The sequence below is a fragment of the Pseudarthrobacter defluvii genome, from assembly GCF_030816725.1.
Lineage (GTDB): Bacteria > Actinomycetota > Actinomycetes > Actinomycetales > Micrococcaceae > Arthrobacter > Arthrobacter defluvii_A.
Map to the genome: position 1 here is coordinate 2181593 of NZ_JAUSYG010000001.1, position 12638 is coordinate 2194230.

Consider the following 12638-nt stretch of genomic DNA (forward strand, 5'->3'; position numbering starts at 1 on the left):
GCTCGCCCTGGGCCGGTGGCGGTGCCTCTCCGCGGTCCTTGGCCGCGCAAGCCGAGGACTCCTTTACGATAAAGATCATGAATACCGAGGACGCCGTACTTGCTGCTGCCGAGGATTTGTTGGTTCGGCTCTTGCAGCCGCCCATCTTCAACCACTGCGCCCGGGTGTTCGAGTACGCCCGAGCCATCGCTGCAAACGAGGACTGCGCTGTTGATGTGGCAGCTCTGCGGGTCGCTTCGCTTTTCCACGATGCCGGGACCGCCGATGAGTATGACGGCCCCCAGCGCTTTGAAGTCGAAGGCGCGGACGCGGCCGCGGCGTTCCTGACCACCCACGGATGGGAAGCCCCCCGGGTTGACTCGGTCTGGGAGGCGATTGCGCTGCACACCTCACCCCAGATCGCTGAACGCCGGGGACCCGTGGCCAGGTACCTCCGCCTCGGCGTTCGGGCCGACTTCGGGGATGACACCCTGCTGCCTCGCGCGGAGAAGCACCGTTCAGAGGTCGAAGCGATGTATCCCCGGCTGATGATCGAGCAGTGCCTGGGCCAGACAGTCGTTGAACAGGCACTGCGCAACCCGGAAAAGGCACCTCCCTCCTCCTGGCCCGGTGGGCTGCTGCAGGCTCACCCGGGTAGAACCCATGCCCAGGGAATCAACCCCGCCTTCTAGCCTCTGGTCGAGCCGTTGCGGACTTATCGTGTCAGCATTCATGATGGGAAAGGTGCCCAAACGAGTGTTTGGAGCCGTGTGCAGCGCCGGATGCGAGGACTGCGGTGAGAAGTGAGTGAACGTGGCAGGACCATCGGGTTCCTGGTCCACGACAATGTCACGATGATGGACGTCGCCGGGCCAGCTGACGTGTTCCATCATGCCAATGCCTTTGGCGCCGACTATAAGACGGTCATGGTTTCAGCGGACGGCCAAGCCAAACGGGCTGCAAACGGCCACTATCTGATGGTGGAAACCACCGCCGCGCGGGCAGGTGCCTTGGACACGGTGCTCGTTCCTGGGGCCTACGGCATGGTAGCCAAGCCTTTTGAGCAGGAACTGGTCGACGCCGTTGCCCTGCTGACGAACCATGCCAAACGGATTGCATCCGGGACTGCCCCGGCTTTTGTTGACTCGGGGTCTTAGGCCGCTGTGAGCGCGGTCCGGTTGATTGTTTCATATTCGATGGGCGTGAGTTTTCCCAGCCGTCTTTGCCGTCGCCGGCGGTGGTAGGTTCTCTCGATCCAGGTTGTTATGGCCAGCCGGAGGTCCTGTCGGGTGAGCCACCGCTGACGGTCCAGGACGTTCTTTTGCAGCAGCGAGAAGAACGATTCCATTGCGGCGTTGTCGGCGCACGCACCGACCCTGCCCATCGAGCCGGTGAGCCCGTGGTGACGGAGTGATTCGACGAACCGGCGTGACCGGAATTGTGAACCGCGATCGGAGTGAACCACGGTCCCTTCCGGGCGCCGTGCCCGCACGGCGTTCTCCAGTGCGGCGACGGCCAGTGAGGACTTCATCCGCGAGTCCATCGAGTAGCCGACGATCCTTCCGGAATAGACGTCCTTGACCGCGCAGAGGTAGAGCTTGCCCTCGGCAGTGGGGTGCTCGGTGATGTCGGTCAGCCACAGCTGGTTCGCCGCTGCGGCGGTGAAGTCCCGCTCCACGAGATCGTCGTGGACCGGCGGCCCAGGTCTACGGTTCAGGCCCCGTTTCTTGGAGAACACCGACCAGATGCCGTGGTCCCTGCACAGGCGCTGGACCCTGTTCTCGCCCGCCACGATGCCCTTCTCCGGGAGTTCGTCGGCGATGAACCGGTACCCGAAGGCCGGGTCGTCGGTGTGGATGTCCAGGGCGGCGTTGACGAGGTGCGCATCGATCCAGTCCCGGTCTGTCACCGGGCTGGCCCTCCACCGGTAGTAGCCTTGCTTGCTGAATCCCAACACCCTGCAGGTCACCGCCACGGGAACACCGTCAGCGGCAAGATCCGTGACCAGCGGGTAGGTCATTTTGGGTTGATGTCCCTTGCCAGATAGGCAGCCGCCCGGCGCAGAATCTCATTCTCCTGCTCCAACAACCGGTTCCGCTTCTTCAGCTCCCGCATCTCGGCCGACTCCGCGGCCGCAGGGCCGGCCCCGGATTCCTTACGTTCGGCGATGGCAATCCAGCGCTTCAACGTCGTGACCGAGAGCCCGAAGTCCTTCGCGATCTGCGCCAGCGGCGCCTCGCCCTTGCGGGCCACATCAATAACATCCTGGCGGAACTCCGCCCCATAAGCCGTGGGCATGGTCAACATCCTTCCACGAGCACAAGCTCGCTAGGTTAAGGAGTCAACAAAACTGGGGGCAGTCCCTCCGTTTGCACTGGTGCTTTTCTCCTGGCGCACGCGGGTTTGTTGAACTACCGGAACGCGACAACGCACTGGACCCAGGTCGAGCGGTTCAGAAAGTCATTTCCCCTGGTTAACGTGGTCCCCGATGCGTTGTTTGTGCAGGATGATCCGATCATCACTTCCGCTGGCATCAGTTCCGGCGTGGATCTGGCGTTGTTCATGGTTGAGGACGACTATGGTCCGGACGTAGCCCGCGCCGTCGTTCGGCAAATGGTCATATTCAACCAACGACCCGGCGGCCAATCACAGCGTTCTGTGGCCGTCGGTGCGAGCACTTCCCGGGACCACGTCCTAAGGGAACTGCTGGACCGCATCACAGCTGAGCCAGCCGCCGACTACTCGATCGACGCCATGGCCGCCATGACAAATCTCAGCGCCAGCAGCCTTACCCGCAGGTTCCAAGAGGCAACCCGGACCAGTCCAGCACGGTACGTCGAAAAGGTACGCATCGAAGCCGCGCAGGCAATGCTCCAACGCGGAGCCACTGTTGCCACAACGGCAGCCGCAACCGGATTCGGAAGTGCAGAGACATTGAGGCGCGTTTTCACGCAAAAAGTCGGAATGAGTCCCTCCCTATATCTTGAGCGCCTCACGCCGCGCCACGACGGCACCGGACACCTCCCCACGTAACTTCTACAGCCTGACGCTAATTGTGGGTTTCCTGACGGAATCAGCGGGTCCGCTGATTCCTTCCAGGAACGATGCTTGACGTACCGGGGCAAACCGGAGCACCCACAACAAAAGGAGAAGGCCATGCCCTTCGTAAACGTCAAGCTCGTCGACGGGGTATTCACCGAAGACGAAAAGCACCGTATGGCGGCAGCACTGACCGACGTCATGGTGCAGTTCGAAGGGTCCGAAGCTTTCCGTGAGGTCGTCTGGGTCCTCATCGAAGAACTGCACACTGACGGTTGGCACATCGGCGGTCTTCCCTTCCGGGGACCAGCCAGCCTGATGGACGGCCTCGCCCGTTCCAAGAGCCTCTACGAGTCCATCGATGGCCATCCGCTGACCCGGACCGAACTGGCCGAAAAAGCACCCGTTCGGGACAAGTAACCGGCCTGAAGGTTCAGCGACGCATCTGCTTGGGCAATGCGCCCTCGTCGAACCGGACAGCCAGCCCTTACCAGCCACATCTCTCAATTCGATGTGCAGACAGCTGGAGAACCATCGTTCGTTCTCCCCTCAAGAAAAGAAACAGAATTATGGCTTTCATCAAAGTCGGTACGGAATACAGCACGGACGTCGAGCTTTACTATGAGGACCACGGCACGGGGCAGCCGGTTGTCCTGATCCATGGCTACCCGCTGGATGGCGGGTCATGGGAGAAGCAAAGCGCAGCCCTCCTTAACGCCGGCTACCGCGTCGTCACCTACGACCGCCGGGGCTTCGGCAAGTCAAGCAAACCGACCACCGGCTACGACTACGACACCTTCGCCGCAGACCTCAACACCGTCCTCGAAACCTTGGATCTGCAGGAGGTCGTCCTGGTTGGCTTCTCGATGGGCACCGGCGAAGTGGGACGGTACATCGGCACCTACGGCGAGGCACGGATAGCCAAGGCAGCGTTCCTTGCTTCCCTCGAACCATTCCTCCTGCAAACCGAGGACAACGCCACCGGCGTTCCTTCCTCAGTGTTCGACGGCATCCGCAACGCTGCCATCGAAGACCGCTACGCCTGGTTTGCCGGTTTCTACGAGGATTTCTTCAACACCGACGCCTTCCTTGGAAGTCGTCTCAGCGAGGAAGCCCTGCGCAGCGCATGGAACGTTGCGGCCCGCTCCTCCTGGTACGCCTCGTTCGCTGTCGTCGACTCGTGGCTGACGGACTTCCGTGCCGACGTCGAGAAGATCACCGTCCCGGCCCTGATTGTCCATGGAACGGAGGACCGCATCCTCCCAATAGGCGCAACAGGCCGACAGTTCACCCAGCGTGTTCCATCCGCTGAGTACGTGGAGATAGACGGCGCCCCGCACGGCATGCTCTGGACGCACAGTGCCGAGATCAACGAAATCCTGCTCCGCTTCCTGAACAAGTAACCAGGCCCTGCCACCCGACAGCGGGGTGTGGAACCGTCCGCTGTCCACACCCTGCTGCGGCTTCCCCGCCAAAGAAATGGAACCACGACCATGACAGCCGTACATCACAAGACACTGGTCCTCCTGGACCATCCGGACCTTTCCACTTCCCGTATCAACAGGGCCCTGGCAACCGCGCTCGGGGATGCGCCGGATCTTACTGTGCACGACCTGAGACGCCTGTACCCCGACGGCCACATCGACCTCGCTGCCGAGAGGGCCGCGGTGGAAGCGGCCGAAAACATCGTCCTGCAATACCCAACCCACTGGTACGCCCCTCCGGCATTCCTCAAAACCTGGCTCGACGAGGTGCTTGTCCGCGGCTGGGCCTACGGCACCGGAGCACCCGGAGCACTTGCAGGCAAAACACTCCGGATTGCCACCAGCACCGGCGGCGCCGGCGAGGCCTACTCTCCCGACGGCTTCCACGGATGGGACTACAACGACATCCTCATCCCGCTGCAGGCCACAGCTCGCCGGCTCGGAATGCATTGGTTGAGCCCCTTCATCCTGCACGGCGTAAGGGACCTGACGGACGAACAGCTTCAGTACCTGGCGCAGGACTACAGGAACCTGCTGTCGTTACGCGCCGTGCCAGAGCCCGTCCAGGCAATGCCGGCGAGAACCAATACCGATAGGACAACCACAATGAAAAGTATGTCGACCACGGCCTACGGCGGCCCCAAAGTCATTCAGGAAGTCCACCTTCCCACCCCCGAGCCGGCCGGGCGGGCGGGAAATAACCATTGACGTCCAGTACGCAGCCGTAGGCCTCATCGATGCCATCATCCGTCGAGGAACGTTTGCCGACCTCGAGTACGTCCCCAAGCCCTCCTACGTACCGGACTCGAAGTCACCGGGACGGTCCGCGCCCTTGGGTAAGGGGTCACCGGTCTCTCAATCGGAGAGCACGTCGCAACGGTGGCCCTTCCCAACAGCGGAGGCTACGCAGAAGTTGTGGCCGCCCCGGCCGCGCTGGTCGTCTCACTCGAAGCATCCGGCGTTGATCCGGTCCAGGTCGTGGCGGGACTCGGCAGCTCACCCTCCCGGTGAACGTCCTCACTTTGGAAAAAGCTGCCAAAGCACACGCACAAATGGAAGCACGGACCGTCACGGGCAGGCTGATTCTTGCCGTAAGCGGCCACCAAACATTGGGAAGTACTGACAAGGTGGGGCACTCCCAGGCAGACCTCTCCCTTCCCGCATCCTCAAGTGAATGAGTATCAAAACATGAACCATGAAAACCAAAAGAACATTATCGTCACAGGTGCCAGCAGTGGCATCGGGGCAGCCACCGCACGCGCGCTGGCGGCCCAGGGCCACAGGGTATTCCTCGGCGCGCGCCGTGAGGATGCACTGCGGACCCTCGTGTCTGACATCCAGCGCGATGGAGGCGAGGCAGAGTGCCGCCGACTCGACGTAACAGACCTTGCCGACTTCGAGGACTTCGTGGAAGCCGCCGAAGAGCGCTTTGGTCCGGTCGACGTTCTCGTGAACAACGCCGGTGTCATGCCGCTGTCCCCCGTGCATGATCTGCGCATCGAAGAGTGGAACTCCATGATCGATGTAAACCTGCGCGGCGTACTTCACGGTGTGGCAAGTGCTTTACCCGGCATGCGGTCCCGGCGGGCAGGCCACATCATCAATGTCGCCTCAGTCGCTGGCCTGCGCGTTGACCCGACCGCAGCAATCTACTGCGCCACAAAATACGCCGTCCGGGCCTTCTCTGAAGGGCTCCGCCAGGAGAACACCGATGTGCGCGTAACCGTGGTTTCGCCCGGCTTCACGCTGACCGAACTAACGGACCGGGGCGGCAATCCCGAAGTCCAAGCGGCTGCCCACGCCGCAGCCGACCAGTTCGGGATTCCCGCTACAGCTGTGGCCGACGTTATCGCCTTTGCCGTCGCGCAGCCGGCAAATGTCGACATCAATGAGCTCGTCGTCCGGCCAACACTTCAGCAGTAGCCCCCCGACACTTCGGGGCCGACACAGGAATAACTCGAGTTGACGGCTCGTGGGCCTGTCTATGCCAGGCCCACGAGCCGCTTCTGAAACCGGGGTATGCGTATGGCCAAAGACCAGCGCACTAAGCGAGAAGGTGTGCCAGCCTGACCGTTCCAGGCTTTCCTTCAGCCGGGGCCGTGGAACGGGAAGAACAGCAGCAGCACTAAAGGTCCGCGGCTCAGTACTTGTAGAAGCCCTCCCCCGAGGCGACGCCCAGCTTGCCCTGGTCGATGTAGTGCTCCTTCAGGTATTGGGCGAACGCCTGGGAACCGGCATCCGGCGAGGCCGAGGCGATGTTGTACGCCGTGGTGAGGCCGACGACGTCGTAGATCTGGAACGGTCCGCTCGGGGCCCCCGTCGCGATGCGCCAGGTCTTGTCAATGGTGTGCGGGTCGGCGACGCCCTGCAGCAGCAGGCCGGCGGCCGCGTTCAGCAGCGGAACCAGCAGCGAGTTCAGGACGTAGCCGGCCTTCTCCTTCTTGATCTCAATCGGTTCCAGTCCGCTGTTCCGGGCAAAGTCGACGACGGCGGCGTACACCGCCGGGTCCGTCTCCGCGGTGCCCATGACCTCGACGATGTTCTGCGCCCAGATGTTGTTGGCGTAATGGAGCGCGAGGAAGCGGTCCGGACGTCCGGTGAAGTCTTTCAGGTCGCTGGGCAGCAGGGTGGACGAGTTGGTCGCGAAGATGGCCTTGGCCGGCGCAAGCTCCGCGAGCTTGCGGTAGACGTCGCGTTTGAGTTCCAGCAGTTCGGGAACGGCTTCGATCACGAGGTCCGCGTCGACGACGGCGTCCCCGAGGTCTGCGGTGAGGCGGAGGTTTGCCAGGGCTGCTTCGGTCCTGCCCTCGGAGGCGCCGGCTACCTGTGCCCGGTAGATGCCGGCGAGGCGGGTGAAACGGTCCTGCGCCTTGGCAAGCGCGTGTTCGTCGACGTCGTAGGCGGTGACCGCGAAACCGTGGAATGCGGCCTGGAACGCGATCTGGGAGCCGAGCACTCCGGTGCCGAGCACGGTGAGCGTCTTGATGGAGGGCATTATGGTTTCCTTTCGGCGCGGGCCTTAGGGGCTGCCGGGGTTGTCGGACCCGTAAATGCTGCGGATCCAGATGGTTGACAGGACGTCCAGGGCGGCGGTCTCCGCGATGGCGGGACTCTCCCGGTTGAGGACAGCGGTAATGACCCGTTCGTTCATCAGGTTCAGGCTCACCGCGAGGGCGTGTGCGTCGATGCCCGCCGGCGCGGCCCCGCGGGCCTGCTCGGCACGGATGACGTCGCTTGAGAAGTCGACCCAGGACTGCATTGATCTGGACCACAGCCCGCGCACCTCGTCGTTGCGGGCGCGCGCCCCGATGGCGGCGGTCGACACAGCGCGGTGCGAGACAAACACCTCTACGAACATTCCGATGGAACGGGTCCATGCACCCGCGGGGTCGCTCTCGAAATCGCGCGGCAGGTGCCCCACCCGGTGCTCGACCTCGGTGATGACCCGGTCCAGCAGGGCCAGCAGCACGGCATCTTTCGAGGGGAAGTAGAAGTAGAACGTGGGACGCGAAATGCCGGCACCCCGGGCCAGATCCTCGATGGAGACGTCGTCAAAGGCACGGCTGGCCAGGAGGGCCTCCGCGGTGACCAGGATTGCGTCCTGCCGTTCATCGCCCGAAACCCTCACGGTGCGTCTTCCTCTTTGAGCCATGCGCCCATCCTAGCCCCGGCTCTCAACACTGTGTTGACTATCTCAACATTAAGTCGATAACTTGGCGGCATGAGCGAGCACGTAGATGTGTTGATTGTCGGCGCCGGGCTGAGCGGCGTGGGTTTCGCCAGCCGGCTGAAGCGCGAGGTACCCGGAAAAACCTTCACCGTACTGGAGTCGCGGAACGCCGTCGGGGGGACCTGGGACCTGTTCCGGTACCCCGGGATCCGGTCCGACAGCGACATGTACACGCTCGGCTACTCCTTCCGGCCCTGGGCCGGCGCCAAGGCGATCGCGGACGGCGAGTCCATCCGCGAGTACATCGAGGCAACGGTCGCCGACGAGGGCCTGGCGCCGCGGATCCGGCTGAACACCCGGGTCATTTCCGCCGCATGGTCAAGCGAAACCGCACTGTGGACCGTGACGGCGGTCCACACCTCCGGCGGCGAGTTCCGGTCCGGCGACACCGCCTCCTCCCCCGAGCCGGTCACCTTCACCTGCTCGTTCCTGTCCGTCTGTTCCGGCTACTACCGCTATGACGAGGGCTTCACCCCGGCCATTGACGGGGCCGACACCTTTGCCGGAACGATCGTCCACCCGCAGCACTGGCCGGCCGACCTCGATTATGAGGGAAAGCAGGTGGTGGTCATCGGCAGCGGCGCCACGGCCGTGACGCTGGTGCCGTCCATGGCAAAGTCGGCCGCCAAGGTGACGATGCTGCAGCGCTCCGCCACCTACATCGCCCCGGTGCCCGCGCGGGACCACCTGGCCGACCGACTCCGGGGCAAGCTGCCCGCGCAACTGGCGTACGACGTCGTACGCTCAAAGAACATTCTCTTCTCCATGTTCACCTACCAGCTCAGCCGACGGCGGCCCGAGACGATGAAGGCGATCCTGCGCAAGTCGGCAGTAGCCAAACTGCCGGCGGGCTTCCCCGTGGACACGCACCTGGCCCCGTCGTACCAGCCGTGGGACCAGCGGGTCTGCGCGATCCCCAACGGGGACCTGTACCGGGCCATCAGTGCCGGCACTGCCGAGATCGTGACCGACACGATCTCCCGGATCACCGAGGACGGGATTGACCTGGCCTCGGGCACATCGCTGCCCGCCGACGTCATTGTCACGGCCACGGGACTAAACTTGCTGGTGATCGGCGGCATGAAGCTCTCCGTCGACGGCGAGCCCGTGGACGTCGGCAGAACCCTCACCTACAAGGGCATGATGCTGGAGGGTGTCCCGAATTTCGCCCTAACCATCGGCTACACCAACGCGTCCTGGACCCTGAAGGCGGACCTGGTCGCCGGCTACATCTGCAGGCTGATCAAGCAGCTCGACCGCCGGAACCTCCAGTGGGTGGTACCCGTGGCACCCGCCGACGTCGCCAACGGCACCCTGTCCTCGCTGATCGACCTGAAGGCCGGCTACATTTTCCGCGGCGCCGACCAGTTGCCCCGGCAGGGCGCAGGCTCGCCCTGGCGGCTGCACCAAAACTACTTCCGCGACTTCGCCCTGCTCCGGGCCGGCCGGCTGACCGACCACGTCCGGTTCGGCCGGCGCGGGCAGCCCGTGCGGGAAACCGTTCGGCAACCCGCGGCCCCGGCACGGGATCCCCTCGCGCTGCCGGGAACGGGCCATGTCACCGTCGCGGGGACGCGCCTGCGCTACCGGAAGACCGGCAGCGGGGATCCTGTCCTGCTGCTGCACGGCATTGGCCAGAGCCTCGAGGACTGGAACGAACAGCACGAGCGGCTCTCGGACCGCCACACGGTCTACAGCGTAGACCTTCCCGGCTTCGCCTACTCCGAACGGCTCCCCGGCACGACGACGCTCGCGAAGCTGGCCGGGATCCTGCCGGCCTTCCTGGACGCCGTCGGGGTTTCCGGGCCGCTGCCCGTGATGGGCAACTCGCTCGGCGGTGCCGTGGCCATGAAGCTGGCCGCCGACCATCCGGACCGCGTCTCCGCACTCGTGCTGGCCAACAGCGCCGGATTCGGCAAGGAAGTGGCCCTGGTCCTTCGCCTCCTTGCGGTCCGCCCGCTCGCGGCCCTGCTCCTGCGGCCCGACGAGAAAGCATCACGCCGGACCGTCCAGTCGCTCTTCTATGACAAAACGCTGGTCACGGACGACCGCATCGGCCACGCGCTCGCCCTGTCGCAACGGGAGGCGCACCGTCGGACGCTGGTCGACGTCGCCCGCGACCTGGGAACGATCTCCGGTGTCCGGTCCGAGTGGCGCACCGAGCTGATCGGGGCGCTCGCCAAGTCCGACGTTCCGGCGCTGGTGGTGTGGGGCGACCACGACCACATCCTGCCGTTCAGTCACCTTGAAGCGGCCGCCGCGGCGCTGCCCCGCGCCGAGTCGCACGTCTTCGCCAAGACCGGACACATGCCGCAGATCGAACGGCCCGACGAGTTCGCGGCCGTAGTCGAGGACTTCCTCACGAGGGTCTCCGTAGACCGTCAGGCTGCAAGCATCTAAGGGCGCTTCTCAGCGTCGGCAAGTCACTGTTTCGGCAGGAGCTCCCCCGACATTTTGGGGATCGTAGACATACGGCCCTCTGATCGCCAGCCCAGAAATGACGTTCCCTGCCAAAGCACGTACATTCTCGATGTAGTTGCTGACGCCAACGCTGTGGGGTTTGCCATCGGCGGCGATCCACTGGGTCTCATCACCGAAGATGCCCCGGCACAGCTCGGTCAACTTTCTCGCTTCGGCGGTGACGTCAGTCGTCAGCCTCGGACGCTGGCAAGTTTGCGGCGGGACCCACGGACGCAGGTGGGCTCTGTCCAAGCAAGAGCTTATCTATGAGCGTCGGATTCAGCATGAAGGACCCCGCAGCAGAAGCGAAGAATCTCAAGCTTTGTCAACGGTACAAAACCAAAAAGCCTCTGACCTGCAAGACACTGTGCCCGAGGTAGGACTCGAACCGGACTCCGCGCCCCAGAACCCCTGGCTTCCGCCGAAAGATAGGAAATCGGGGCAGTCCGGCACCGGTACGGTCCAGTCCGAGACCCAAAGTGTGGTCACTGTCCAGGCCCCGCCTTTTGCCTTTCCCGGCCACTCCGCTACGCAATCAGGTGGAACATTGCTGACAACGAGTCCCTACCAGCCTCATGAAGGTCTTGGGAGCCCCGCGAAGGGCGCTTCATGTGCAGTTAGCCGCACGCCGTTCGGGATGGCCTGGGGGAACCTGCAGTCGCGGAATTCTCAGCCGATCTCGCCGGGTCACGGCGGTCCTTCCGCCCCTCCACACTCTCTCTTCTCGTACCGGTGGATTCCTTGAACCAGCGCTACGCGTCCAGCATGCGCGTGGCGACACGCCCTACCGCGGTCACGTAAGCACGCCGTTCGGCAGCACGGCGTGCACCCCCCAGACCTGGTTCGCGACCTGGGTTACCCGCAGATCGACGACAGTGCCCGCGAGGGCGAGTGCCGTGGGCTTATCCACCGAGTAGATCGTGGTCATCCAGGTCACCATGGCATCCAGAGCATCACCCATCGCGAGGTTGAGGTCTTCGTTGAAGCCGAAGGTAATTTTGCCGCCGGGCGACTCGGCGTGGAGCGCCGCGACTGGCCGGTCCTGCACGATCTCGACGATGGCCTCGGTGCGCATGGGGCACTCGATGGCTGTGCCGCCGACCTCACCGTCGCCCTGGGCGGCGTGACCGTCGCCGAGATAGAGCAGCGCGTCGGGCACCGCGACCGGGATGTAGAGGGTAGAGCCTGCCACGAGCTCGCGGCAGTCGATGTTGCCGGCGGTCGCGGCGCGCGGAGGGATGGTCGAATGCTCGCCCTCTTCCGCGGGGGCGAGTCCCATCACCCCGAGGAATGGCGCGAGCGAACGGCGGAAGCCGCGGCTCTCCGTGGCCGTACCGAGCTCGCAGTCGAGGTCCCACAGCAGCCACGACGGCGCGTCCGTGCCGACTTCGAGCCGCTTTGTGATCGGGGATTCGCGGGCACCGGCAACGGTCCATTCCCATTCCCCCGGGCGGAGATCGACGAGGTGCAGCGCGAGGATGTCGCCCGGCATCGCTCCCCGGATCGCGATGGGTCCGGTGAGGCAGTGTCCCCGCCGCTCAGCGAACATGCGGGGTTGCTGCTCCCCCGGCGTCGTCTGCCGGGAAAGGTAGCCCGACGCGTCCAAGGAACCCACGACTATCGTGTCCCCCGGATCGACGACGAGTACCGGGCCATGGGCCGGCGAATACGCGTCTGCGGTGGTTTCGGGCGCGGCGTGGAGCCTGTGGATCGCCATTCGTTTCCTTCATGGGCTGTTAGATTGTCAGCAGTGTGACACGGACGCCGTTTGGCTGGCTGAAGCGTGGCAGTGCGTCGAGCCGATCCTTAGGTGCACCTCGTACCCTAACCGCTCCGGCCACGCCGCCGCGGACGGAGCCCTCGCCTCCGGGTCACCAAACTCAGGATGTCCCGCCTCGATGTGCCTTACTCTGTGTTCGCGTGTGCAGCGGCCGCCGCAGCGTTAT

General features: G+C 64.2%; 12 protein-coding genes. 8 read left to right on the plus strand and 4 right to left on the minus strand.

Going from position 1 to position 12638, the window contains the following annotated elements:
• Positions 1–77: 77 nt before the first annotated feature.
• Together QF031_RS10190 and QF031_RS10195 are read left to right on the plus strand one after the other, a co-directional pair.
• A complete protein-coding gene (locus QF031_RS10190) occupies positions 78–671 on the plus strand; it encodes an HD domain-containing protein (protein WP_307427449.1) in 594 nt (197 codons plus the stop codon).
• Between the two features lie 111 nt (positions 672–782).
• Positions 783–1136 carry a DJ-1/PfpI family protein gene (locus tag QF031_RS10195; RefSeq protein WP_307427452.1) on the plus strand — a complete coding sequence of 118 codons (354 nt, stop codon included), beginning with the start codon at positions 783–785 and terminating at the stop codon, positions 1134–1136.
• Here QF031_RS10195 and QF031_RS10200 read toward each other — a convergent pair.
• A protein-coding gene (locus QF031_RS10200) for an IS3 family transposase (protein WP_307427455.1) occupies positions 1133–2277 on the minus strand; the annotation gives its coding sequence in 2 pieces (ribosomal slippage) (positions 1133–2001 and positions 2001–2277; 1146 coding nt in all). The two genes, QF031_RS10195 and QF031_RS10200, sit on opposite strands and share 4 nt — an antisense overlap.
• A gap of 108 nt (positions 2278–2385) precedes the next feature.
• Here QF031_RS10200 and QF031_RS21470 point away from each other — a divergent pair.
• The 5 genes from QF031_RS21470 to QF031_RS10230 all read left to right on the plus strand — a co-directional run bounded on the left by QF031_RS21470 (position 2386) and on the right by QF031_RS10230 (position 6425).
• Entirely contained in the window at positions 2386–3012 is a 627-nt protein-coding gene (locus QF031_RS21470; RefSeq protein ID WP_370874503.1) for a GlxA family transcriptional regulator, read from the plus strand.
• A 123-nt stretch (positions 3013–3135) separates the two neighbouring features.
• Entirely contained in the window at positions 3136–3438 is a 303-nt protein-coding gene (locus tag QF031_RS10215) for a tautomerase family protein (protein ID WP_307427458.1), read from the plus strand.
• A 149-nt stretch (positions 3439–3587) separates the two neighbouring features.
• The gene (locus tag QF031_RS10220) at positions 3588–4421 is read left to right on the plus strand and encodes an alpha/beta fold hydrolase (protein ID WP_307427462.1); all 834 of its coding nucleotides are present in this window, start codon (positions 3588–3590) and stop codon (positions 4419–4421) included.
• A 90-nt stretch (positions 4422–4511) separates the two neighbouring features.
• Complete coding sequence (locus QF031_RS10225) at positions 4512–5210, plus strand: NAD(P)H-dependent oxidoreductase (protein ID WP_307427465.1); 699 nt, start codon at positions 4512–4514, stop codon at positions 5208–5210.
• 480 nt (positions 5211–5690) lie between these two features.
• The gene (locus QF031_RS10230) at positions 5691–6425 is read left to right on the plus strand and encodes an SDR family oxidoreductase (RefSeq protein WP_307427467.1); all 735 of its coding nucleotides are present in this window, start codon (positions 5691–5693) and stop codon (positions 6423–6425) included.
• 217 nt (positions 6426–6642) lie between these two features.
• On the opposite strand, the gene QF031_RS10235 is transcribed toward QF031_RS10230, so the two are convergent.
• Both QF031_RS10235 and QF031_RS10240 read right to left on the minus strand, forming a co-directional pair.
• Positions 6643–7497: a 3-hydroxyacyl-CoA dehydrogenase gene (locus QF031_RS10235; protein ID WP_307427470.1), complete on the minus strand. Its 855-nt coding sequence runs from the start codon at positions 7495–7497 to the stop codon at positions 6643–6645.
• 24 nt (positions 7498–7521) lie between these two features.
• The gene (locus QF031_RS10240) at positions 7522–8130 is read right to left on the minus strand and encodes a TetR/AcrR family transcriptional regulator (protein WP_307427472.1); all 609 of its coding nucleotides are present in this window, start codon (positions 8128–8130) and stop codon (positions 7522–7524) included.
• A gap of 93 nt (positions 8131–8223) precedes the next feature.
• Here QF031_RS10240 and QF031_RS10245 point away from each other — a divergent pair, with 93 nt between their 5' ends.
• A complete protein-coding gene (locus tag QF031_RS10245) occupies positions 8224–10632 on the plus strand; it encodes an alpha/beta fold hydrolase (RefSeq protein WP_307427474.1) in 2409 nt (802 codons plus the stop codon).
• Positions 10633–11485: 853 nt separating this feature from the next.
• On the opposite strand, the gene QF031_RS10250 is transcribed toward QF031_RS10245, so the two are convergent.
• A complete protein-coding gene (locus QF031_RS10250; protein ID WP_307427478.1) occupies positions 11486–12409 on the minus strand; it encodes an acetamidase/formamidase family protein in 924 nt (307 codons plus the stop codon).
• Positions 12410–12638: the final 229 nt, after the last annotated feature.

Excerpts from the sequence above, each read along its gene's own strand:
- QF031_RS10250 (WP_307427478.1), bottom strand. The coding sequence starts at position 12,409 with ATGGCGATCCACAGGCTCCACGCCGCGCCCGAAACCACCGCAGACGCG.
- QF031_RS10215 (WP_307427458.1), top strand. The coding sequence starts at position 3,136 with ATGCCCTTCGTAAACGTCAAGCTCGTCGACGGGGTATTCACCGAAGAC.
- QF031_RS10225 (WP_307427465.1), top strand. The coding sequence starts at position 4,512 with ATGACAGCCGTACATCACAAGACACTGGTCCTCCTGGACCATCCGGAC.
- QF031_RS10230 (WP_307427467.1), top strand. The coding sequence starts at position 5,691 with ATGAACCATGAAAACCAAAAGAACATTATCGTCACAGGTGCCAGCAGT.
- QF031_RS10245 (WP_307427474.1), top strand. The coding sequence starts at position 8,224 with ATGAGCGAGCACGTAGATGTGTTGATTGTCGGCGCCGGGCTGAGCGGC.
- QF031_RS10235 (WP_307427470.1), bottom strand. The coding sequence starts at position 7,497 with ATGCCCTCCATCAAGACGCTCACCGTGCTCGGCACCGGAGTGCTCGGC.
- QF031_RS10220 (WP_307427462.1), top strand. The coding sequence starts at position 3,588 with ATGGCTTTCATCAAAGTCGGTACGGAATACAGCACGGACGTCGAGCTT.
- QF031_RS10190 (WP_307427449.1), top strand. The coding sequence starts at position 78 with ATGAATACCGAGGACGCCGTACTTGCTGCTGCCGAGGATTTGTTGGTT.